Origin of the sequence: Microtetraspora sp. NBRC 16547, assembly GCF_030268965.1 — a bacterium.
Lineage (GTDB): Bacteria > Actinomycetota > Actinomycetes > Streptosporangiales > Streptosporangiaceae > Microtetraspora.
Window position 1 is genome coordinate 171449 of record NZ_BSSE01000002.1, and the last position, 20769, is coordinate 192217.

Annotated in this window: 20 protein-coding genes and 1 pseudogene; 9 read left to right on the forward strand and 12 right to left on the reverse strand. The window is 70.1% G+C overall.

Features of this window, described 5'->3' with window-relative positions; all coding sequences use genetic code 11:
* Positions 1-86: 86 nt before the first annotated feature.
* Both dxs and QSK17_RS03515 read left to right on the forward strand, forming a co-directional pair.
* Complete coding sequence (gene dxs, locus QSK17_RS03510; RefSeq protein WP_285702906.1) at positions 87-1988, forward strand: 1-deoxy-D-xylulose-5-phosphate synthase; 1902 nt, start codon at positions 87-89, stop codon at positions 1986-1988.
* Between the two features lie 98 nt (positions 1989-2086).
* Positions 2087-3511 (forward strand): annotated as a pseudogene (locus QSK17_RS03515) (amino acid permease); the annotation flags it as partial.
* Positions 3512-3532: 21 nt separating this feature from the next.
* Here QSK17_RS03515 and QSK17_RS36040 read toward each other — a convergent pair.
* The 6 genes from QSK17_RS36040 to QSK17_RS03540 all read right to left on the reverse strand — a co-directional run bounded on the left by QSK17_RS36040 (position 3533) and on the right by QSK17_RS03540 (position 9028).
* A complete protein-coding gene (locus QSK17_RS36040; RefSeq protein ID WP_352231765.1) occupies positions 3533-4072 on the reverse strand; it encodes a LysE family translocator in 540 nt (179 codons plus the stop codon).
* Between the two features lie 118 nt (positions 4073-4190).
* Positions 4191-4439, reverse strand: a complete 249-nt coding sequence (locus QSK17_RS03520; protein WP_285702908.1) for a hypothetical protein — start codon at positions 4437-4439, stop codon at positions 4191-4193.
* On the reverse strand, positions 4436-4750 hold the full coding sequence (locus tag QSK17_RS03525) for a DUF6247 family protein (protein WP_285702909.1): 315 nt from the start codon (positions 4748-4750) through the stop codon (positions 4436-4438). Before QSK17_RS03525 ends, QSK17_RS03520 begins: the two co-directional genes overlap by 4 nt.
* Before the next feature lie 160 nt (positions 4751-4910).
* Complete coding sequence (locus tag QSK17_RS03530; protein ID WP_285702910.1) at positions 4911-7013, reverse strand: 3-hydroxyacyl-CoA dehydrogenase NAD-binding domain-containing protein; 2103 nt, start codon at positions 7011-7013, stop codon at positions 4911-4913.
* The gene (locus QSK17_RS03535; RefSeq protein ID WP_285702911.1) at positions 7010-8194 is read right to left on the reverse strand and encodes a thiolase family protein; all 1185 of its coding nucleotides are present in this window, start codon (positions 8192-8194) and stop codon (positions 7010-7012) included. Before QSK17_RS03535 ends, QSK17_RS03530 begins: the two co-directional genes overlap by 4 nt.
* A gap of 54 nt (positions 8195-8248) precedes the next feature.
* Positions 8249-9028: a hypothetical protein gene (locus QSK17_RS03540; protein ID WP_285702912.1), complete on the reverse strand. Its 780-nt coding sequence runs from the start codon at positions 9026-9028 to the stop codon at positions 8249-8251.
* 213 nt (positions 9029-9241) lie between these two features.
* Here QSK17_RS03540 and QSK17_RS03545 point away from each other — a divergent pair, with 213 nt between their 5' ends.
* Positions 9242-9745: a RidA family protein gene (locus QSK17_RS03545; protein WP_285702913.1), complete on the forward strand. Its 504-nt coding sequence runs from the start codon at positions 9242-9244 to the stop codon at positions 9743-9745.
* A 38-nt stretch (positions 9746-9783) separates the two neighbouring features.
* Positions 9784-11235 carry an aminotransferase class V-fold PLP-dependent enzyme gene (locus QSK17_RS03550; protein ID WP_285702914.1) on the forward strand — a complete coding sequence of 484 codons (1452 nt, stop codon included), beginning with the start codon at positions 9784-9786 and terminating at the stop codon, positions 11233-11235.
* Positions 11236-11322: 87 nt separating this feature from the next.
* Here the strand turns inward: QSK17_RS03550 and QSK17_RS03555 are convergent, their stop codons facing one another.
* Genes QSK17_RS03555 through QSK17_RS03565 form a run of 3 tightly spaced genes read right to left on the reverse strand, consistent with a single transcriptional unit; the run spans position 11323 to position 13747 of the window.
* Positions 11323-11583 carry a hypothetical protein gene (locus tag QSK17_RS03555; protein ID WP_285702915.1) on the reverse strand — a complete coding sequence of 87 codons (261 nt, stop codon included), beginning with the start codon at positions 11581-11583 and terminating at the stop codon, positions 11323-11325.
* Complete coding sequence (locus tag QSK17_RS03560; RefSeq protein WP_285702916.1) at positions 11583-12182, reverse strand: RNA polymerase sigma factor; 600 nt, start codon at positions 12180-12182, stop codon at positions 11583-11585. Before QSK17_RS03560 ends, QSK17_RS03555 begins: the two co-directional genes overlap by 1 nt.
* On the reverse strand, positions 12179-13747 hold the full coding sequence (locus QSK17_RS03565) for a sodium:solute symporter family protein (RefSeq protein WP_285702917.1): 1569 nt from the start codon (positions 13745-13747) through the stop codon (positions 12179-12181). The genes QSK17_RS03560 and QSK17_RS03565 overlap by 4 nt, the downstream gene beginning before the upstream one ends.
* Positions 13748-14148: 401 nt before the next feature.
* On the opposite strand from QSK17_RS03565, the gene QSK17_RS03570 reads away from it, so the two are divergent.
* The 3 genes from QSK17_RS03570 to QSK17_RS03580 all read left to right on the forward strand — a co-directional run bounded on the left by QSK17_RS03570 (position 14149) and on the right by QSK17_RS03580 (position 17009).
* The gene (locus QSK17_RS03570; protein WP_285702918.1) at positions 14149-14352 is read left to right on the forward strand and encodes a DUF3311 domain-containing protein; all 204 of its coding nucleotides are present in this window, start codon (positions 14149-14151) and stop codon (positions 14350-14352) included.
* A 163-nt stretch (positions 14353-14515) separates the two neighbouring features.
* The gene (locus QSK17_RS03575) at positions 14516-16756 is read left to right on the forward strand and encodes a carbon starvation CstA family protein (protein ID WP_285702919.1); all 2241 of its coding nucleotides are present in this window, start codon (positions 14516-14518) and stop codon (positions 16754-16756) included.
* 7 nt (positions 16757-16763) lie between these two features.
* Positions 16764-17009, forward strand: a complete 246-nt coding sequence (locus QSK17_RS03580) for a YbdD/YjiX family protein (protein ID WP_285702920.1) — start codon at positions 16764-16766, stop codon at positions 17007-17009.
* Positions 17010-17040: 31 nt separating this feature from the next.
* Here the strand turns inward: QSK17_RS03580 and QSK17_RS03585 are convergent, their stop codons facing one another.
* From QSK17_RS03585 to QSK17_RS03595, 3 genes are read right to left on the reverse strand one after another with little or no spacing between them, the layout of a single operon-like run.
* Positions 17041-17853, reverse strand: a complete 813-nt coding sequence (locus tag QSK17_RS03585; protein ID WP_285702921.1) for an ABC transporter permease — start codon at positions 17851-17853, stop codon at positions 17041-17043.
* Positions 17850-18767: an ABC transporter ATP-binding protein gene (locus QSK17_RS03590; protein WP_285702922.1), complete on the reverse strand. Its 918-nt coding sequence runs from the start codon at positions 18765-18767 to the stop codon at positions 17850-17852. Before QSK17_RS03590 ends, QSK17_RS03585 begins: the two co-directional genes overlap by 4 nt.
* Positions 18764-19120, reverse strand: coding sequence for a hypothetical protein (locus tag QSK17_RS03595; protein ID WP_285702923.1), 357 nt, complete (start codon positions 19118-19120; stop codon positions 18764-18766). The genes QSK17_RS03590 and QSK17_RS03595 overlap by 4 nt, the downstream gene beginning before the upstream one ends.
* A 64-nt stretch (positions 19121-19184) precedes the next feature.
* Between QSK17_RS03595 and QSK17_RS03600 the strand changes: the two genes are divergently transcribed.
* Together QSK17_RS03600 and QSK17_RS03605 are read left to right on the forward strand one after the other, a co-directional pair.
* A complete protein-coding gene (locus tag QSK17_RS03600; protein ID WP_285702924.1) occupies positions 19185-19586 on the forward strand; it encodes a GntR family transcriptional regulator in 402 nt (133 codons plus the stop codon).
* Positions 19583-20713 carry a DUF1648 domain-containing protein gene (locus tag QSK17_RS03605; RefSeq protein ID WP_285702925.1) on the forward strand — a complete coding sequence of 377 codons (1131 nt, stop codon included), beginning with the start codon at positions 19583-19585 and terminating at the stop codon, positions 20711-20713. Before QSK17_RS03600 ends, QSK17_RS03605 begins: the two co-directional genes overlap by 4 nt.
* Positions 20714-20769 lie beyond the last annotated feature (56 nt).

A 20769-nucleotide genomic window follows, 5' to 3' on the forward strand; every position in this document is an offset into this window, starting at 1 on the left:
GTGAAGCTTCGATGCAGCCCATGGAAGCGTCACGGTGTTCTCGAACTAGACTCGCTCTGTTCGACGGCGAGCGGGAAGGAAGATTCGTGGGGATTCTGGAGACGGTGAAGGGCCCGCGGGATCTCAGGCGCCTGGACGCCGGAGAACTGTCACGGCTCGCCGCGGAGATCCGCGAACTGCTGGTCTCGTCGGTCGCGAAGACGGGCGGGCACCTCGGCCCCAACCTCGGCGTCGTCGAGCTCACCATCGCCCTGCACCGGGTCTTCGAATCGCCGCGCGACCCCATCCTCTTCGACACCGGACACCAGGCGTACGTGCACAAGATGCTCACCGGCAGGGCCGGCGACTTCGGCACGCTGCGCCAGGAGGGCGGCCTGTCGGGATATCCCAGCCAGGCCGAGTCCGAGCACGACGTGATCGAGAACTCGCACGCCTCCACCGCCCTCTCCTACGCCGACGGCCTGGCCAAGGCGTTCACGCTGCGCGGCGAGACCGGCCGCACGGCCGTCGCGGTCATCGGCGACGGCGCGCTGACCGGCGGCATGGCGTGGGAGGCGCTCAACAACATCGCGGGACGCAAGGACCTCCCGCTGATCATCGTCGTCAACGACAACGGCCGGTCGTACTCCCCGACCATCGGCGGCCTCGCTTCGCACCTGTCCTCTCTGCGGATGACGCAGAAGTACGAGGACGCCCTGGGGTTCGTCAAGGAGAACCTCTCCAAGGTCCCCGTCGTGGGGGCGCCCTTCTACGACGCGCTGCACGGCGTCAAGAAGGGGATCAAGGACATCCTCGCCCCGCAGGCGATGTTCGAGGACCTCGGCCTGAAGTACGTCGGCCCGATCGACGGCCACGACCAGGAGGCCGTGGAGGCCGCCCTGCGCAAGGCCAAGGGCTTCGGCGGGCCCGTAATCGTGCACGTCCTCACCCGCAAGGGCCAGGGCTACTCGCCCGCGGAGAACCACGACGAGGACAACTTCCACGGTCCCGGCCCGTTCGACCCCGTCACGGGCGAGGAGCGCCCCAAACCGCACAGCTGGACGAACGTGTTCAGCGACGAGATCGTCCGGCTCGGCGCCGAGCGCCCGGACATCGTCGCGATCACCGCGGCGATGCTGCACCCCGTCGGGCTGGCTCCGTTCGCCGAGGCGTACCCCGACCGCATCTACGACGTCGGCATCGCCGAGCAGCACGCCCTGACCTCCGCGGCCGGGCTCGCGCTGGGCGGGATGCGCCCCGTGGTCGCGCTCTACGCCACCTTCCTCAACCGGGCCTTCGACCAGCTCCTGATGGACGTCGCCCTGCACCGGCTGCCCGTCGTCGTCACGCTCGACCGCTCCGGCGTCACCGGTGACGACGGCGCCAGCCACAACGGCATGTGGGACCTGTCGATCCTCCAGGTCATCCCCGGCCTGTCGATCGCCGCGCCGCGCGACGCCGTACGGCTGCGCGAGCTGCTCGGCGAGGCCGTCTCGATCGGCGACGGGCCGTCCGTGGTCCGCTACCCCAAGGGCGCGGTCGCCAAGGACACCGAGGCCGTCGGCAAGATCGGCACGATGGACGTGCTCCGCTCCGGAGAGCCCGACGTGCTGCTGGTCGCGGTCGGCTCGATGGCCGAGATCTGCCTCGACGCCGCGGCGCTGCTGGACGCCCAGGGCATCTCCGCCACGGTGGTGGACCCGCGCTGGGTGAAGCCGCTCGACGAGGCGCTGGTCCCGGCCGCCGCCGAGCACAAGCTCGTGGTCGTCGTCGAGGACAACGGCCGGGTCGGCGGCGTGGGCGACGCGGTCGCCCGCATGCTGCGCGACGCCGACGTGGACGTGCCGGTGCGCACCTACGGCATCCCGCAGCGGTTCCTCGACCACGCCAAGCGGCCGAAGATCCTCGCCGAGATCGGCCTCACCGGGCAGGACCTCGCCCGCGAGATCACCGAGGCGGTCGCGCGGCGCTCGCCCGTCCTGGAGGACGACCCGGCCAGCCAGGTGTGACGCCGGCCCCGTTCCCGGAAACGCGGAAACGCGCGTGATCTGCGCGTTTCCGGGAACTCTGCAGGTCATCGGGGATCGGGGGCCTGCGGATGAGTCGGATGAGCATATTTCGCACGAAGTCGGTTGAAGAGTCCATCCAGGACACGCAGGGCGGGCACTACCGGCTCGTCCGCACCCTGAACGCCCTCGATCTGACCGTCTTCGGTGTCGGCGTCATCATCGGCACCGGCATCTTTGTGCTCACCGGCGTCGCGGCCAAGACCGCGGCGGGCCCGGCGGTCGCGGTCTCCTTCGTCGTCGCGGCGATCGCGTGCGGCCTGGCCGCCCTGTGCTACGCGGAGTTCGCGGCCACCGTGCCGGTCGCGGGCTCCGCCTACACCTTCGCGTATGCGACGATCGGCGAGCTCCCGGCCTGGATCATCGGCTGGGACCTGACGCTCGAACTCACCCTCGCCGCCGCCGTGGTCGCCTCCGGCTGGTCGGGCTACTTCACCTCGCTGCTGCGGAGCGTCGGCGTCAACCTGCCCCCCTCCATCGCGGGGGACACCGCCGTGGTGAACGTCCCCGCCGCGGCCATCGTGCTGCTGCTCACCGCCATCCTGATCGCGGGCATCAAGACGTCCGCCCGGTTCAACGCCGCCATGGTGGCGATCAAGATCAGCGTCGTGCTGCTCGTCATCGTGGCCGGCCTGTTCTTCCTCAAGGCGGAGAACTACCAGCCGTTCATCCCCCCGTCCCAGGAGATCGCGACCAGGGGAGGGCTCGCCGCGCCGCTCATCCAGGTGCTGTTCGGGGTGACGCCCGTCGCGTTCGGCATCTCCGGCATCTTCACCGCCGCCGCGCTGGTCTTCTTCGCCTACATCGGATTCGACGTGGTCGCCACCGCCGCCGAGGAGACCCGCGACCCGCAGCGCAACCTGCCGATCGGCATCCTCGCCTCCCTGGGGATCTGCACGTTCCTGTACGTCGCGGTCTCCCTGGTGGTCGTCGGCATGCAGCCGTACACGGAGCTGAGCGAGACGGCGCCGCTCGCCGACGCGTTCCTCTCGGTCGGGCAGGCGTGGCTGGCCACGGTGATCAGCCTCGGCGGCATCGCCGGGCTCACCACCGTGGTGATGATTCTCATGCTCGGCCAGAGCCGGGTCCTGTTCGCCATGTGCCGCGACAGCCTCCTGCCGCGCGGGCTCGCCCGTGTCCACCAGCGGTTCCACACGCCGTACGTGATCACCATCCTGATCGGCGTGACGACCGCGATCCTCGCCGCGCTGATCCCGCTGGCCGCGATCGCCCAGCTGGTCAACATCGGGACGCTCTTCGCGTTCGTGCTGGTCTCGATCGGCGTGGTCATCCTGCGCCGGACCCGGCCCGACCTGCCCCGCGCCTTCCGCGCGCCCTGGGTCCCCGTACTGCCGATCCTGTCCGTGCTCGCCTGTCTCTACCTGATGATCAACCTTCCGGTGGAGACCTGGCTGCGGTTCGTCGTGTGGATGGCCGTCGGCGTCGTGCTCTACTTCGCGTACGGCGCTCGCCACAGCAGGCTCCGGCTAGCCGGTGACGCCCCGGACCAGCAGCAGCAGCCCGGTGACGGCCAGCAGCACGGCGCTCCCGGCGAGCAGAACGCGGTAGCCGCGCACCCCGAGGCGATGCCGTCCCGCGCCGATCAGTGCCGCCAGGACCACCTTGGAACCGACCAGCACCAGGTAGAAGCCGCCGGTGAAGGCCAGGGCGGCGGTCGGGGCCCTCTCCCAGGCGGTGGCGAAGATCGGAGCGCCGACGGCGATCCAGAAGAGCCATGGGTGCGGATTAAGCATGTTGACCGCGACGCCGCGCAGCAGCTCCCTGGCGGAGGAGGGCGCCGTGACGCCGGGCTCGGGCGGCCGGGCCGTACGGACCTCGCGGGTCGAGGAGATCGCCAGGTAGATGACGTAGAGGCCGCCCACGACGGACAGGACGCGCAGGAACGCCTCGGGCAGCGCGCCGACGGCGGTGACGGAGAGCAGCACGGCCGGGAAGTCGGAGAGAAGGGGGACGCAGGCCAGCCTCAGCCCGGCCCGGAAGCCGCCCCGCAGGCTCGCCGTGATCACCAGACCGAGCAGCGCCCCCGGCGCGACCCCGGCGCCCAGCCCGAGGCTCAGCCCCAGTAACAACTCCCGCAACCAAAACCCTCCGAATCCGCGCAGAAGGGTATCGGGACCGCTTGGGTCAGTCGAGCCAGGTTATGTGCACGATCGTTATCGTTCGGCGTCGTTCGCTGACATGGAAGACGGCCAGGCCTGAGCTGCAGAAGAACGCGGCCCGGAGATCGGGGAATTCAGCGATGTTGTACTGCGGGTAGTGCCAAGGATCTTGCCGGATGCGTTCAAGGAGGAGGGCCAACGGGGCCGCAGACTCGATCGGCAGGTCATCGGCCTGGGCTCCGGCCTCTTTCGAATACCTGATCACATAGCTCATGTCCGGCGGCGCAACTCGTCGAGATCGGCGGGGACGGTATCGACCTCCTCGCCCGCCCGGAGCCGGTGGACGACATCCATCGTCTCCGCGCTGAGCCTGTGATTGGCCAGCACGGCTCGTCGCCACCACTTCTCGATGATTTCGTTCACAGGATCGAGCCGGAGGCTCTCGCCCGCTTCCCGGAGCCCCTGCCGGTACTCGCTAAGGAACCGGTCCTTGAGATCGCGAGGTAGGGCTGACCAGATGGACTCGGGGACCTTCTCGATCCGAGGGGCTGAGTCGGTCCGGATGGCTTGTCCGGTCACCGTCACTCTCCTTCACGGCCGGGCCGGTTCGGGTGAGGACAGCTTAAGCCTCGCGCCCGCGGCCCGCCGTTCCCACTGTGTCGGGAGGGGAGAGAATTCCACCCGGAGCCACTGTTCCGTGACCCCGGGTGGACGACGACCATAAGGCAGGCGCTGGGTGTGTCGCCTAGACCGGGACGGAGGCCACGCCGGGGGCGAGGAACCGGGAGCCGGTCACCGCCTCGGAGATGCCCTCACGGTCCAGGTACGGCGTGATGCCGCCGGTGTGGAACGGCCATCCCGCGCCCAGGATCATGCACAGGTCGATGTCCTGGGCCGCCGCCACCACGCCCTCGTCGAGCATCAGGCGGATCTCCTCGGCGAGCGCACTGAGCGCGCGGAGCCGTACCTCCTCGCCGGTGGACGGGGAGGAGCCGCCTTCGAACAGCGCGCGCACCTCGGGGTCGATCTGGAAGTCGGCGCCGTAGACGCCCGGCTTGCCTGCGGCGACCAGCTTGGCCAGGTTGCCGGACACGGCGAACCGCTCCGGGAAGGCGGCGTGCATGGTCTCCGCGACGTGCAGCGCCACGGCCGGCCCGACGAGCTGGAGCAGCGTGAACGGCGTCATGGGCAGCCCCAGACCGTCCAGCGCGTGGTCGGCGACCTCCAGCGGCGTACCCTCGTCGGCGGCGGCGGTGATCTCGCCCATGAACCGGGTCAGCAGCCGGTTCACCACGAACGCCGGGGCGTCCTTGACCAGCACGGACGACTTCTTCAGCGTCTTGGCGACCGAGAACGCCGTGGCCAGCGTGGCGTCGTCGGTGGCGTCGCCCCGGACGATCTCCAGGAGCGGCATCACCGCCACCGGGTTGAAGAAGTGGAAGCCGACGACCCGCTCCGGACGCCGCAGCCCGGACGCCATGGCGGTGATCGAGAGCGAGGAGGTGTTGGTGGCCAGGACGCACTCGTCCGAGACGACCGCCTCGACCTCGGCCAGCACCGTGCGCTTGACGTCGAGGTCCTCGAAGACGGCCTCGATGACGAAGTCGGCATCGGCGAACGCGTCCTTGGTCAGCGACCCGGTGACCAGGGCCTTGAGCCGGCCCGCCTGGTCGGCCGAGACCCGGCCCTTGGCGAGTAGCTTGTCCACCTCGGTGTGGACGTAGCCGACGCCCTTGTCCAGGCGCGTCTGGTCGAGGTCGGTCAGCACGACCGGCACCTCCAGCCGCCGCGCGAACAGCAGCGCGAGCTGGGACGCCATCAGCCCGGCGCCCACCACGCCGACCTTGGTGACCTTGCGGGCCAGCGCCCTGTCCGGCGCGCCGGCCGGCTTCTTGGCCCGGCGCTGCACCAGGTCGAACGCGTACAGCCCGGCGCGCAGCTCGTCGCCCATCAGCAGGTCGGCGAGCGCCCGGTCCTCGGCGGCGAAGCCCTCGTCCCTGGAGGCGGTCTTCGCCAGCGCGATCAGGTCGAGCGCGCGGTAGGGCGCGGGCGAGGCGCCGCGCAGCTTCAGGTCCACCAGGACGCGCGCGTCCGCGACCGCCTTGTCCCAGTCGCCCTCGTACGGCGCGCGCGTCACGGTCTCCTCGCCGCGCAGCACCCGGGCGGCCCAGCGGATCGACTCCTCCAGGAAGTCGGCCGGTTCGAACATCGCGTCGGCGACGCCCAGCTCGTAGGCGTCCCTCCCCTTGATCATGCGGTTCTGCGAGAGCGGGTTCTCGATGATCAGCTTGATGGCCTTCTCCGGGCCGATCAGCCGGGGGAGGAGCTGGGTGCCGCCCCAGCCGGGGACCAGGCCGAGGAAGCACTCGGGGAGCGCGATGGCCGGCACGCCGGACGACACCGTCCGGTAGGCGCAGTGCAGGGCGATCTCCAGGCCGCCGCCCATGGCCGCGCCGTTGACGAACGCGAACGTCGGGACGCCCAGCTCGCCGAGGCGGCGGAAGACGTGGTGGCCGAGCGCGCCGATGGCGGTGGCCTCCTCGTGCGTCGCGACCGCCGCCGCCCCCTTGAGGTCGGCGCCGACGGCGAAGATGAACGGCTTGCCGGTGACGCCGACGGCCGCGACGTCGCCCCGCGCCTCGATGGCGTCCAGGGCGTCGTTCAGCGCGAGGAGGCCCTGCGGCCCGAACGTGTTGGGCTTGGTGTGGTCGAGCCCGTTGTCCAGCGTGATCAGCGCCATGGTGCCCGCGCCGTACGGCAGCTCGACGTCGCGCGCCAGGGCCCTGGTGACGACCTCGCCGGTGTCCTTGCCCGAGAGCAGGCTCTTGTACGTCTCGATGTCGCTCATGCGAGGTTCTCCCAGATGACCGTGCCGCCCATGCCCATGCCGACGCACATCGTGGTGATGCCGTACCGGACGTCCGGCCGTTCGGCGAACTCGCGCGAGAGCTGGATCATGAGCCGTACGCCGGAGGAGGCGAGAGGGTGGCCGAAGGCGATCGCGCCGCCGTACGGGTTCACCCGGGGGTCGTCGTCGGCGATGCCGAAGTGCTCGAGGAACGCGAGCACCTGCACGGCGAACGCCTCGTTGATCTCGAAGAGGCCGATGTCGTCGATGGACAGCCCGGCCAGGCGCAGCGCCCGCTCGGTCGAGGGGATCGGGCCGATGCCCATGACCTCGGGGTCCACGCCCGCGAACGCGTAGGAGACCAGCCGCATGCGCGCGGGGAGCCCCAGCTCCTCGGCGACGTCCTGCGCGGCGACGAGGCAACCGGTGGCGCCGTCGTTGATGCCGGAGGCGTTCCCGGCGGTGACCCTGCCGTGCGGCCGGAACGGCGTCTTCAGGCCGCGCAGCGCCTCCATGGTCGTCCCGGGGCGCGGTGCCTCGTCGGCGGTGGCCAGGCCCCAGCCCTCGGCCGCCTTGCGCGCCGCCATCGGGACCAGGTCCGGCTGGATCTTGCCATCGGCGTACGCCTTGGCGGCCTTCTCCTGGGAGGCCACGGCGAACGCGTCGGCCCGCTCCTTGGTGACGGACGGGTGGCGGTCGTGCAGGTTCTCCGCCGTCATGCCCATGATCAGGGCGGATCCGTCGACCAGCCGCTCGGACAGGAATCGGGGGTTGGGGTCGACGCCCTCGCCCATCGGGTGGCGGCCCATGTGCTCGACGCCGCCGGCGATGGCCACGTCGTAGGCGCCGAAGGAGATGCCGCCCGCCACGGTGGTGACGGCGGTCATCGCGCCGGCGCACATCCGGTCGATGGCATAGCCGGGGACCGACTTGGGCAGCCCGGCCAGCACCGCGGCCGAGCGGCCGATGGTCAGGCCCTGGTCGCCGATCTGGGTGGTGGCCGCGATGGCCACCTCGTCCACCCGCTCGGGCGGGAGGCCGGGATTGCGGCGCATGAGCTCGCGGATGACGCGGACAACCATGTCGTCGGCACGCGTTTCGGCGTACAGGCCCTTGGGGCCCGACCTGCCGAAAGGCGTGCGCACGCCGTCGACGAAGACGACTTCACGGGACGCAGGCACGAGGTTCGCTCCTACTGATCGGTAGCTTCTCGGACCAATGCTACTTATCGGTAACTACTCCTGGGAGCGGGGTGTCCGGCTGGGCGCGCCGAGTACGGCCACGACGCAGGCCGCCAGTGCCACCGCGGCCAGGGCGAGCACCGTCACGGTGTGCGGGGCCCACAGGTGCGCGCGGGCGGAGATCAGCGCGAGGGCCAGCGTGATCGCCGCAGTCGACGGCAACCGGCGTGCCCGTGGCCGGGATGGCGCGGCGTCGTTCCAGGGATCCGGGGGCGGCTGCCTTCTCGCCGCCGCGACGATCACGTCCCTGCCCCACCACAGGAGGAACGCCATCCCGCCCATGTAGCAGGTCATCGCCAGCGTCTCGGCGGCGGACCCCAGCCGGTCCGCCGCGCCGTACAGACCGGCGTCGGTGAACAGGCGGGGCAAGGTGAGCCCGAGCAGGACCACCACCGCCCAGCAGGCCGCGACCGCCAGTCGAGTGAGCAGGCGCCGGGTGTCCGGGCGGCTCCTGGTCGCGAACACCTCGCGCTCGCCGCTCCTGGCCTCCTGCTCCCGGATGCCCCACAGCACCTGGCTGGCCGTCAGCGCGGGCAGCGTCACGGCGAACAGCACGAGCGCCGCCACGGCGTACGGCGCGGCGGCCCGGCCGGTGTCGGCCCGCTCGGCCAGGAGTTGGACGGTGACGAGGAGGGTCGTCGAGATTCCGAGTGTGAGGAGCGCGGAGCGCCGGGCTCCGGCCGCCCGCTCGCGAAGGAGGGTGAGCCGTGCGGATCCGGGGGACGCGGGAAGCCCGTCGGGGGCGGGACGACGCCGCGGTGTCAGGGCGGACATCTCGTAATGATGCCGTTACCGTACGCGATCGTGGGCCAAAACGCGGATATCTCCCGGGAACCGCTTCTCTCTCCCCTGTTTTGTCGCGGCCGAAACCGGGATCCGAGAGTTCCACATCACTGCGGCGAGACGGTAAACCCTCACGCCCGGCTCGACAACGTATAGGTCATCAGGCTCGGTTCGTGAACGTTTCGCCCTCCAGGAGGAGATTCCGTGGAAAAGTCACACCGGGGTCATCGGCTCGGCCGGAGCCGAGGAACGCTCGCCGCGCTCGCGGCGGCACTGGCACTCGTAGTCGCGAGCGGCACATGGGCGGTGGCCGACGCCCACGCTCGGCACAAGGCCGTCTCCACGCCCGACGCGCCGGCCGCGATCGGCCCCTACTCGCAGGGCATCTCGACCGGCCAGCTTCTCTTCGTCTCGGGCCAGCTCCCCATCGATCCCAGGACCGGCACGCTGCCGGCCGAGGCGTCCATCGAAGACCAGACCCGGCAGGTCCTGCGCAACGTCGAGGCCGTGCTCAAGGCGGACCGCATGACACTCGCGAACGTGGTGTCCACGACCGTCTACCTCGCCGATCTCGATGATTTCGCCCGGTTCAACACCGCCTACGCCGAGTTCTTCGGCACCGACTCCCCACCGGCCAGAGCGACCGTCGAGGTCGCGCGCGTGCCGCGCGACGCGAAGGTCGAGATCTCCGCCATCGCCGTCCGATAAGTCGCCGTCCGACAAGTCACAGCTGAAGGGACATCGCAGTGTCGAATCTTCGTCAGCCGAATCTTCGTCAGCCGAATCTTCACCAAGCGCCTTCGTCCGACGTCTCCCGGCGCGGCTTCGTCCGCTTCCTCGGGCTCGGAGCGGGAGTGGCGGTGGCCGGTGCCGGCGGTGTGGGGCTCGCCCCACGCGCGCACGCGGCAGCACCGGCGGCCTCCCTGCCTGCCCTTTCTTCACCGGCGGACCGCAACTACTGGCGCGCGGTGCAGCGCCTGTTCATGCTCGACAAGAAGGTGCTCTTCATGAACGTGGGCACCGTCGGCTCGCCGCCGGAGGAGGTGGTCGCCACCGTCGACCGGGTCCACCGTGAGGTCGCGATCGGCGCCAAGTCCGGCTACAGCGACTTCGCCGATGTCCGCGCGGTCCTGGCCGGCGGCTACGGGTGCGACCCCGACGAGGTCGTGGTCACGCACAACACCAGCGACGGGATGTCGAAGGTCCTGGCAGGTCTCGGACTGCGCGAGGGCGACGAGATCCTCACCACCAATCATGAGCACGCCGGTGGAAACGCGCCGATGGCCATGGCGCGTGACCGCTACGGAGTGGTGATCAAGCGGGTCGAGGTGCCGGTCGGCAACGACCAGCGGGCCGAGGACTACGTGGCCCTGTTCCGGGCGGCCATCACATCGCGCACCAAGGTGATGCTGTTCTCGGCCCCGACCTACAAGACCGGGACCATGCTCCCCATCGCCATGCTCGCGAAGCTCGCCCAGGAACACGGGCTGACCACCCTCGTCGACGGCGCTCACATCCCGGGCATGATGGCCTACAACTTCCACGAACTGGGCGTGGACTTCCTCGCCGGATCGGCCGCGAAGTGGCAGTGCGGGCCCGGCGGGACAGGCGTCCTCTACATCCGCAACAAGGTGCTTTCGCAGTACAACCCGAATCCGCTGCCGGAGTTCTGGCCGATGATCTCCAGCAGCTACCCGGCTGAGGGCGGGTTGCCGCCGCGGTCGAGCGGCAGCAAGGAAAGCTACGACATCGCCAAATACCTGCAGTCCGTCGGCAACGGCAGTATCGCGGTGATGGCCGGGGTCAAGAACGTGTGCGAGGTGTGGGACCGCATCGGCCGCGGGCGCATCCAGGACTACGTCCTGGGCCTCTCGAGCCATCTCAAGGATCTCATCGTGGAGCGGTGGGGGGTGCAGTCCCTGTACTCACCCAAGGACGACCCTCGGCTCGTCTGCGCGCTCACCTCGTTCAACCCGTTCCGCGACGTGAACGACGTTCTTGACGCGAAGAAGTCGGCGGCCTTCGTCGCGCGGCTCAAGGACGAGTACGGGATCGTCATCCGCAACAGCAACTTCCCGGTGATCGGTTCCTCGGCCGAGCACGTCCCGGTACGGGTGTCCACCCACCTGTTCCACCAGAGTGAGGACGTCGACCGCGTCGTCGACGCGATGTGGGAGCTGTCGGGCAAGATGGCCTGACCATCGCTCGGCCGCACCGCCGGCTGACCGCTCGGATGAAGGGAAGGGTCCGCGGAGTTCGCTCCGCGGGCCCTTCCCGCACGACTGTCAGGGCTGGATCACCACGTCGATCCGGGTCCTCTCCGTGGGAGGAACGGGGTCGGAGAAGGAGTTGAGAGCCCAGAGCCCCACGACATCCGCGACCACGACGATCACCAGAGCCAGCACCAGCATGACCAGGCGGCGGCGCCGTTCCCTGCGCTGCCACTCCGAACGCGCCTTGGCGTAGGCGTCAGGGGATGCCACCACTGTCGTGGCGAGGGTGTCGAGGGTTTCGCGCAGCCGCGCCTCGGGGTCGCCCGCTTTCACTAGTGAGCTCCCATGGCCCGGGTCAGGGCTCCCATACCGCGGGAGATGTGCGACTTCACCGCCCCGCTGCTGATTCCCATCGCTTCAGCAATCTCCTTCTCCTTGAGGTCCATCCAGTATCTGAGCACCAGCGCCTCGCGCTGCCGGTCGGGCAGACTCTTCAACGCGTCGACGACCTTCCGCTGGTCCTCGCGCAGCAACACCGCCGACTCGGCGGACTCGATGCTGCGCTCTTCGACACGCGAGTGCTTGCGCGACACCTTGATGTGCCGGATCCGCATCCGCACGAGGTTGCAGACCACAGAACGAAGATACCTAGGTCCGGCCTCGGGGTCGCGAAGGCGATACCAGCGGCGATGCAGCTCGCAGAACGCCTCGGCCACGATGTCCTCGGCGTCCTGTTCCGCGCCGAGCAGGACGGCCAGGCGCACCAGTTGGGCGTGGTGCCCGTCGAACAGCCGGATCAGTGCCGTCTCCCGTTCGACGTCGCGTAGATCCAGGCCGGGCTCCATGCCGGCGGGTGGCGGCGTCGCGGGGGCGGCCGCGGGCCGTGCGTCACTGACGGGAGGGGCCGGCCGGTGCGTGTCCCTGGCAGTCATGACCGCACCCCGTCGTCGATTCCGGCGCCTGTAGCCGTGCTGCGGGCGCGGGCGACGCGGACGACCGTGGCGAGTCCACGGGGGACCCGCAGCCGGTCGAGCAGCGGACTGGTCACCGCGACGGCGACGAGGTTCACCGCCAGCCCGACCACCCCGGCGTACAGCTGGACGTGCACGGGGCCGATGTCCAGTGGCACCACCGGTGAGAACCCGCCCGCGTGGACCAGAGCGGTGCCGATGACCATGCCCAGCAGCCATCCCATGAGTAGGGAGAGGTGGTGCGGCGCCCGGCGCAGCAGCCCCAGAGTGATCGCCGGCAAGGTCTGCAACACCCAGACGGCCCCGAGCAGGTGGAGGTTGATGGCGGCCTGATCGCGCAGGCTCAGCGCGAAGGCGAGCGCGCCCACCTTGACGAAGAGCGACATCAGCTTGGCCATCCGGGTCTCCTGTGCCGCGGTCGCCACGGGATTGACGAACTCCACGTAGACGTTGCGCGCGAAGAGGGTCGCGGCACCGATGGACATGACCGCGGCGGGCACGAGCGCCGTCACGACGAGGGCGCCGAGCAAGAGGCCCGTCAGCCAGTCCGGTGCGAGACCCCGTACGAGCAGGGGTATGGCGAGTTCGGCGCGCCCCGGCGGCGGATCGACGGCCGAGGCGATCGCCGCGACGCCGAACAGCGCGAACGCGCCGAGCGCTGTCGTCCAGCCGAGCAGGTTGATCGACGTCCGCCGCAGGGTGTCCGAACCGCGCGCGGAGAAGACCACCAGCAGGACGTGCGGGAACGCGAACAGCGCGAGCGCGGAGCCCAGCGCCAGTGACACATAGGCCGGCCCGAGGCCGGGGGCGAGCACCAGCGGAGGGCCGGACACCGCCTCGGCGCGGGCGAACACGGTGGCCGGCGAGCCCAGTTCCGCGGTGATCAGCATGGCGATGACGATCGTGGAAATCACCACGAGCACCGCCTTCACCACCGCGACCCGGGTCGGGGCGCGTAGCCCGTGACGGAAGGTCGACACGGCGAGTACGGCGAAGACCGCCGTGAGCGCGGCGTCGCCGAGGAAACCCCGGGGATAGAGCCCCAGAGCACCGAGGACCGCGCGGATGCCGAGCAACTGCAGTGCGACATAGGGCATCGTCGCGAAGATGCCGGTGAGTGACACCGCGAGCGAGAGCAGCGGCGATCCGTAACGTCCGCGCACGAAGTCGGCGACCGTGACGTAGCCGTGTGAGCGCGCGATCGACGCCAGCGGCGGCAGCAGGACGAACGCGATCGCGCAGATGACGATCGTGTATGGCAGGGCGTAGAACCCGATGCCCCCAGAACTGAATATCGCCCCCGGTACCGCCATGAACGTGTACGCCGTGTACACGGTGCCGCCGAGCAGACAGCACATGAGCACCCCGCCGTACCCCCGGCCGGCCAGCGCCCAGTCCTCGATACCCCCGCCTACGCCCCCCTCTGCCCGGCTCCGGCCTGACGCGCCGCGGGCGGCCAGTAGCGCACTGAGCGAGGCCACCAGTACGACGGCCGCGCAGGTGATCATCGGGATGAGGTCACGCATGACTCCTCCGTACTCGTTGGCGGTTCGGGAACCGCCGTCCGACCTTCCGACCCCACAGCCCGGCGTCACGGCGGTACAGCCGTCAGCCGGATGGAGTCCGACCAAGTCGCGGTAAGTCGCGGTAAACCGTCTGGGCTTTCGCGCAACTGATCGGGCAGAGGAGACACATCGGAAAGCCGCGGAGCGCATCACCTGCAAGGAGGAGTGATGGTTAGAAATTGAATCATCTGTCCGTCCCAGAAGATAGGGGCTCTCCGGCATGCGCAACGCGGCGCGGAGCCGGACATCGCCCTGCCTTCACCGGCTCCGCACCATGACCCCGCCAATACCCCACCGATGCGGCGAGAGGCTGCTCCCCGATGCATGAACACCGTTCACCACGCCGGTCCACCCTCACCAGGGTGGTCATCTGGACCTGCCTGCTCGCCGCGTTCCTCGGGCCCCTGCTGGTGCCCCTGTACGTGCGGGAGCAGCCGCGCCTCGGTGGTTTGCCGCTTTTCTACTGGTCCCAGCTGATCTGGATTCCCCTCAGTGCATTCTTGCTGGTCAGCGCGTACTTTCTCGCGCGGCGGAGGGAGCGGGCCGGCCAGGTGGGAAGGCAGTGAGAGTGGCCGTCGGGCCTGAGCACCGGCCGTCACCCGTCTGCCGCCACACGTAGTTCTCAGCACATTCCCAGCACACGAGATCCCCACTGGTACCCGGCACACGAGATTCCCGAGCGCGTCACGCGGCGCGCCGGTTCATGATCCCCGGAGGATACGAGCACACATGGGCACGGTCGAGTTGCAGCCACCGCCGGTCGAGGCGGAACACAAAACGCGCTGGACACCACCACGGGTGGCCGTCTGGGTGGCGATCGCGCTGCTGGGCGGGATCGCCTGGTCGGTTCTGGCGTTGGGACGCGGTGAGCATGTCAACGCCGTGTGGTTCATCTTCGCTGCGCTGAGTTCTTACGCCATCGCCTACCGGTTCTACGCCCGGTTCATCGTCACGAAGGTCCTGCGCGCCGACGACAAACGGGCGACACCGGCCGAGCGGATGGAGAACGGCCTCGACTTCACCCGCACCGACCGCCGAGTGGTCTACGGCCACCACTTCGCCGCGATCGCGGGGGCGGGACCACTGGTGGGCCCGGTGCTGGCGGCCCAGATGGGCTACCTCCCCGGCACGATCTGGATCATCGTCGGGGTCATCTTCGCCGGTGCGGTGCAGGACCTCGTCGTGCTGTTCTTCTCGATGCGCCGGAACGGGCGTTCGCTCGGCCAGATGGCCCGCGACGAGATCGGCCCGCTCGGCGGCGTCGCCGCGCTGATCGCGGTGCTCGCCATCATGGTCATCATTTTGGCGGTGCTGGCGCTCGTCGTGGTCAACTCCCTGGCGGCGTCGCCGTGGGGCGTCTTCTCCATCGCGATGACCATCCCGATCGCCCTGTTCATGGGCTTCTACCTCCGCTATTTGCGCCCCGGCCGGGTCTCGGAGGTCAGCCTCATCGGCTGCGCGCTGCTGATCCTGGCGATCGTCGCCGGCGGCTGGGTGGCCGACTCGGCGCTGGCGGACGTGTTCACCCTCGACAAGGTCACCCTCGTCTGGTGCCTGATCATCTACGGGTTCCTCGCCTCGGTGCTCCCGGTGTGGATGTTGCTGGCGCCGCGCGACTATCTGTCGACCTTCATGAAGGTGGGCACGATCGCGTTGCTCGCCCTGGGCATCCTGATCGCCATGCCGGCCACGACCATGCCGGCGTTCACCGACTTCGCCTTCAACGGCAAGGGACCGGCGTTCGCCGGGTCGATGTTCCCGTTCGTCTTCATCACCATCGCGTGCGGCGCCTTGTCCGGATTCCACGCGCTGATCTCCTCGGGTACGACCCCGAAGATGGTGGAGAAGGAGCGTCAGGTCAAGCTCATCGGCTACGGCGGTATGCTCACCGAATCGTTCGTGGCGATCATGGCGCTGGTGGCGGCCTGCACCATCGACCAGGGTCTCTACTTCGCGATGAACTCCGCAGCCGGCATGACCGGCGGAACCGCCGAAGGTGCGGCGACCTTCGTGAACGGGCTGGGCCTGGCCGGGGTGTCGACGACCCCCGACGCGCTCAACCAGGCGGCCGCGGCGGTGCAGGAGCAGACACTGGTCTCCCGGACCGGCGGCGCGCCGACCCTGGCGATCGGCATCTCGGAGATCCTCGGTGCGATCTTCGGCGGGGCTACGGCCAAGGCCTTCTGGTACCACTTCGCGATCATGTTCGAGGCGCTGTTCATCCTGACCACGGTCGATGCCGGCACGAGGGTCGGACGCTTCATGCTGCAGGACACGCTGGGGAACGTGATCCCGAAGTTCAAGGACACCTCGTGGAAGGCCGGCTCGATCATCGCCAGCGCGGTCATCGTCGCCGGGTGGGGGTCGATCCTGCTGATGGGCGTCAGCGACCCGCTGGGCGGCATCAACACGCTGTTCCCGCTGTTCGGCATCGCCAACCAGCTGCTCGCCGCGGTCGCGCTCGCCGTCTGCGTCACCATCCTGTGCAAGACCGGCCGGGTCCGCTACGCCTGGGTGCCGGGGATCCCACTGGTCTGGGACGCCGTCGTCACCCTCACCGCGAGCTGGCAGAAGATCTTCAGCAGCGAGCCGTCCATCGGCTACTGGGCGCAGCACCAGACGTACAAGGCGGCGATCGCCGCAGGCAAGACCTCGCTCGGAGCGGCCAAGGACCCCGACCAGATGGAGCAGGTGGTCCGCAACACGTTTGTCCAGGGCACCCTGTCCGTCATCTTCGCCGTACTCATCATCATCGTCCTCGTCGACGCGATACGGAGGTCGGTGTCCGCGATCAGGAGCGGGCGCGTCAACGACACCGAACATCCCGCCGAGCCGTCACGCGTGTTCGCGCCGTCCGGGCTGTTCGCCACCGCCGAGGAGAAGGAACTCCAGCAGCGGTGGCGGGACTACGAGGCGGCCAGGAGCGAGCTCGCGGGAACCGGGTCATCTCCGGCGTCGGCCGGGAGTTGACCGGCGGGTGAACGAGAAGACGGGCGCGGCGTCCCCCGGCCTCCAGCGGGCCGGGGCGGCGCTGCGCCACACCCTGCGGATGATCGGGTGGATCGGGTGGTACGTCAAGGAGGTCGTCGGCGAGAACGACTACCAGCACTACGTCGCCCACCTGCGCAAGCATCACCCTGAGGTCGAACCGATGTCGCGCCGCGACTTCGAGCGCGCGAAGATCGACCGCATGGAGGCCGACCCGAAGAGCCGCTGCTGCTAGCAGGCGCATTCCACAGGGCGGCCGGCGGCGGTCAGGTGATGTCGCGCCGCAGGGGAGCGATGACCGCGATCGCGGCGGCCACCAGCGCGTATCCGACGAGCACGGCGGCGCCGAGTGGGGCAGAGAGGAGCGAGGTCGCGCCTCCGCCCATCTGCTCGGCCAGCGCGTCGGCCAGGAAGGTGAACCCCGTGAGCGCCGCCGTCGCGCCGCCGGGCAGGTAGGGATAGAGCTCTTTGACGCCGGGGATGAGCAGCAGGGCCGTCTCGATCATGTAGAAATAGGCGCCCAGAATCGCGGCCGCGGCCACCTGGTTGGGGATCAGGGCGCCGACCGCCACGCCGACCAGGGTGTAGACGGCCATCGTCACCGCGATCCTGGAGAGCAGGGCCAGCACCGTGGCCGTCGGCAGGCCGAGCACGACCCCCTTGATCGCCGCCGCCCCGAAGAGGGCCGCCCCGGCCACGGTGACGGCGATCAGCCCGTAGGCGAGCCCGGCGATCGCGTACGCCGTGAGCTTGGCGGCCAGCATGGTCCATCGCCGGGGCGCGAACAGCGCCGTCGTGGTGATCGTCCGGTGGCGGTACTCCGAGGCCACGGCGGTCGTGCCGAGCAGGGCGGGGACGAACGCGCACATACCCAGCAGGCCGAGCAGCATGCGCACGCCCGGCGCCGTATCCAGGCCGGGCACCGGCGGATCGAAGTTCTCCGGGCCGACGAGGGCGAGCAGGCCGACGAAGCCGCCGCTGCCGAGCGCGGCGAGCGATCCCCACATGGGGAGCCGGGTGGCCGCCAGGCGGCGCAGTTCCGCCGAGACGAGCCTGCCGAGCGAGACGAGCGCGGTCATCGGGTGTCCCCCTGGTCGTGTCCGGTGAGGTGGAGGAAGGCGTGTTCGAGCGTGGGGCGTTCAGGAGTGATCTCGTGCAGCGGAATGCCGCGCGCCGCGGCGTCCGCGGCGATCCCGGCCGTGGTCAGGCCGTGGATCCGCAACGTGTCCTGGTCCAGGGCCTCCACGCGGACCGTGCCGGGGTAGGCGGCCAGCAGGGCGGTGGTGAGCGGCCCCGCCTGCGGTGAGCGGACCCGCACGGCGGCCTCGCCGTACAGGTCGGCGACCGCGCCGGCCGCGACCAGCCGCCCGTCGCGGATCATCACGACGCGCTCGGCCATCTGCTCCACCTCGCTGAGGACGTGGCTGGAGACCAGGACCGTGCGGCCTTCGGCGGCGAGCTCGCGCAGGAACCGGCGCAGCCACGCGATGCCCTCGGGGTCCAGGCCGTTGCCGGGTTCGTCCAGCAGCAGCACGCGGGGATCGCCGAGCAGTGCCGTCGCCAGGTGCAGCCGCCGCCGCATCCCGGTGGACAGCGCCCGCGTCCTCCGCCCGGCGAACGGCGTCACCCCGGTCAGGTCCATGACCTCGCGCACCCGCGACCGGGCGAATCCGCCCAGGCGGGCGTACACGCTGAGATGGTCGCGGGCGGTGTGGTCGGGGTGGAACCCCGACGTGTCCAGCACGGCTCCGACCGTGGCGGCCGGACGGGGCAGCTCCGTGTAGCGCAGGCCGCCGATGGTGGCGCGGCCGGAGGTGGGTGTGACCAGGCCGAGCAGCATTCGCATGGTGGTCGTCTTGCCCGCCCCGTTCGGGCCGAGGAAGGCGGTCACCGTGCCCGGCGAGACGGTGAAGTCGAGGTCGGTGACCGCCTCCACGGTGCCGAAGGTCTTGGTCAGACCGTGCACCTCGATGTCCCAGGATCCCGTGTTCACGCGTTCGCCCCCATGATCTCGGCCTGGAGCCCGGGCGCGTCCGGAACGCTGAGGACCAGCTCGTCGACGTTCTCGGTCCTGCCGGTCAGGACGATGCGCACGCCGGACAGGTCGCGGCGGGCGCAGACCAGCCGCCGGACGCCGTTCAGGCCGGTCCATGTGCCGACCTTGATGAACCCGCTGACGAGCAGGCCCGCGTGCGTCCCGGTGGCGACGGCCTGCGGATTCGCCTCGACACGTACCTCGCGGATCGCCGTCAGCGGCACCCTCATCTCGGCTCGCCGTACGAACGGCCGCGTCCATGGCGCGAAGGTCGCCACCAGTATTCCGTCGCGGATCTCTGTCTGGATCACGTCGCCCTCCTGACGTACCAGGTGTATCTGTTCTATAAGTTGTATATCAGCTAAGCTCCTCTGTGTGAACCTGACGCTCGATCTCGACAGCGAGGTCCCGATCTACCAGCAGATCAGGGACCGGATCGTGGAGGCGGTCGCCCGGGGAGAGGCGGTGGAGGGCGACCCGCTGCCGTCCACGCGCCAGCTCGCCGCCGATTTCGGGATCAACTTCCACACCGTGAACAAGGCGTACGACCTGCTCCGCCAGGAGGGCGTCATCCGCGTCAACCGCAAGAGCGGCGCGGTGATCCGCCGCGACCCGCACTCCGGGCCGCCCGATCCCGGGTTCGCCGACCACTGGGAGGACAGGATGCGCGTGCTGCTCGCGGAGGCCACCGTCCACGGGCTCGACCGCGACGACGTCGTACGGCGATGCGCCGCGATGCTGTCGGGATTCCGCGCCGAGGAGAGGGCGACACCATGACACCGCTGATCGCCGCCGACCTGACCGTCGTCGTGCTGGTCACCTGCCTGATGCTGGCCGTTCCCGCGATGGCCGGGCCGACGACGCCGTTCGGCGTTCGCGTGTCCCGCGCCAGGGCCGCCGATCCGGCCGTGATCGCCCAGCGGCGCGCCTACGCCAGGCTGGCGCTCGCGGCGGGCGTGTGCGCCGTGGCCGTCTCCGTGCCGGTCCTCGTGGGAGGAGGGTCCGCGACCGTCATCGGCGCCACCGCGACGGCCCTGATCGTGGCGGATCTGCTGCTGTACTGGCGGGCCGCGCGCCGGCTGAGCGCGGCCAAGCTGGCCGGAGGGTGGCGGGACGAGCAGCGCCAGGGCGTCACCGTGGACACCACCTTCCGCACCGATCCGGTGCGGCTGCCCTGGTCCTGGACGCTCCCGGCGTCGGCGATCCTCCTCCTCACCGCGGGCCTCGGCTGGTGGCGGTACGGCGACTTGCCCGCCACGTTGCCGGGCTTTCCCGGCTATGGCGTCGACGCGGCCCGGCGGGAACCCGTCACGGTGCTGACCGCTTTCGCACCGGTGCTGTATCAGCTCGCGATCTCTCTGCTGATCCCCGCCGTGACGCTGCTCCTGCTGCACGCCCGCCCCGACCTCGACGCCGCCCGCCCCATGGGCTCGGCCCGCAGATACCGCGCCTACCTGGGCGGCGTGGCGCGCCTGTCGCTCCTCGGCGCGGCGTGCCTCAACCTCGGCCTGCTCGCCTCGGCGCTCCAGCTGTGGACGGTCGTCGAACCCTCGATGCTATGGACCGTCGTCACCTACCTGCCGCTCGTCGCCCTGCTGGTCGCGTGGCTGGTCTGGGAGAGCCGGGTGGGCCACGCGGGACATCGGCTGCCCGCGCTGCCCGGGGAGAAGGACGAGGACTCCGGCGTCACGCAGCGCGACGACGACCGGCACTGGTTTCTGGCCGGAACCGTGTACGTGAACCGCCGTGACCCGGCGATCCTGCTCCATGCCCGGATCGGGGCGTCCTGGACGCTCAACCTCGGGCACCCCGTCGCATGGGTCCTCCTCGCCGTCCTCGTCGTGGCCGGCCTGCTCGCCGCCTTCGGCGTCATCGACCTGCCCGTACGGCACAGCGGCCTCTGACACCGAACCCCAAGCGCCGAACCCCAAGCGCCGAACGCCGAGCGCCGGCCGACGCT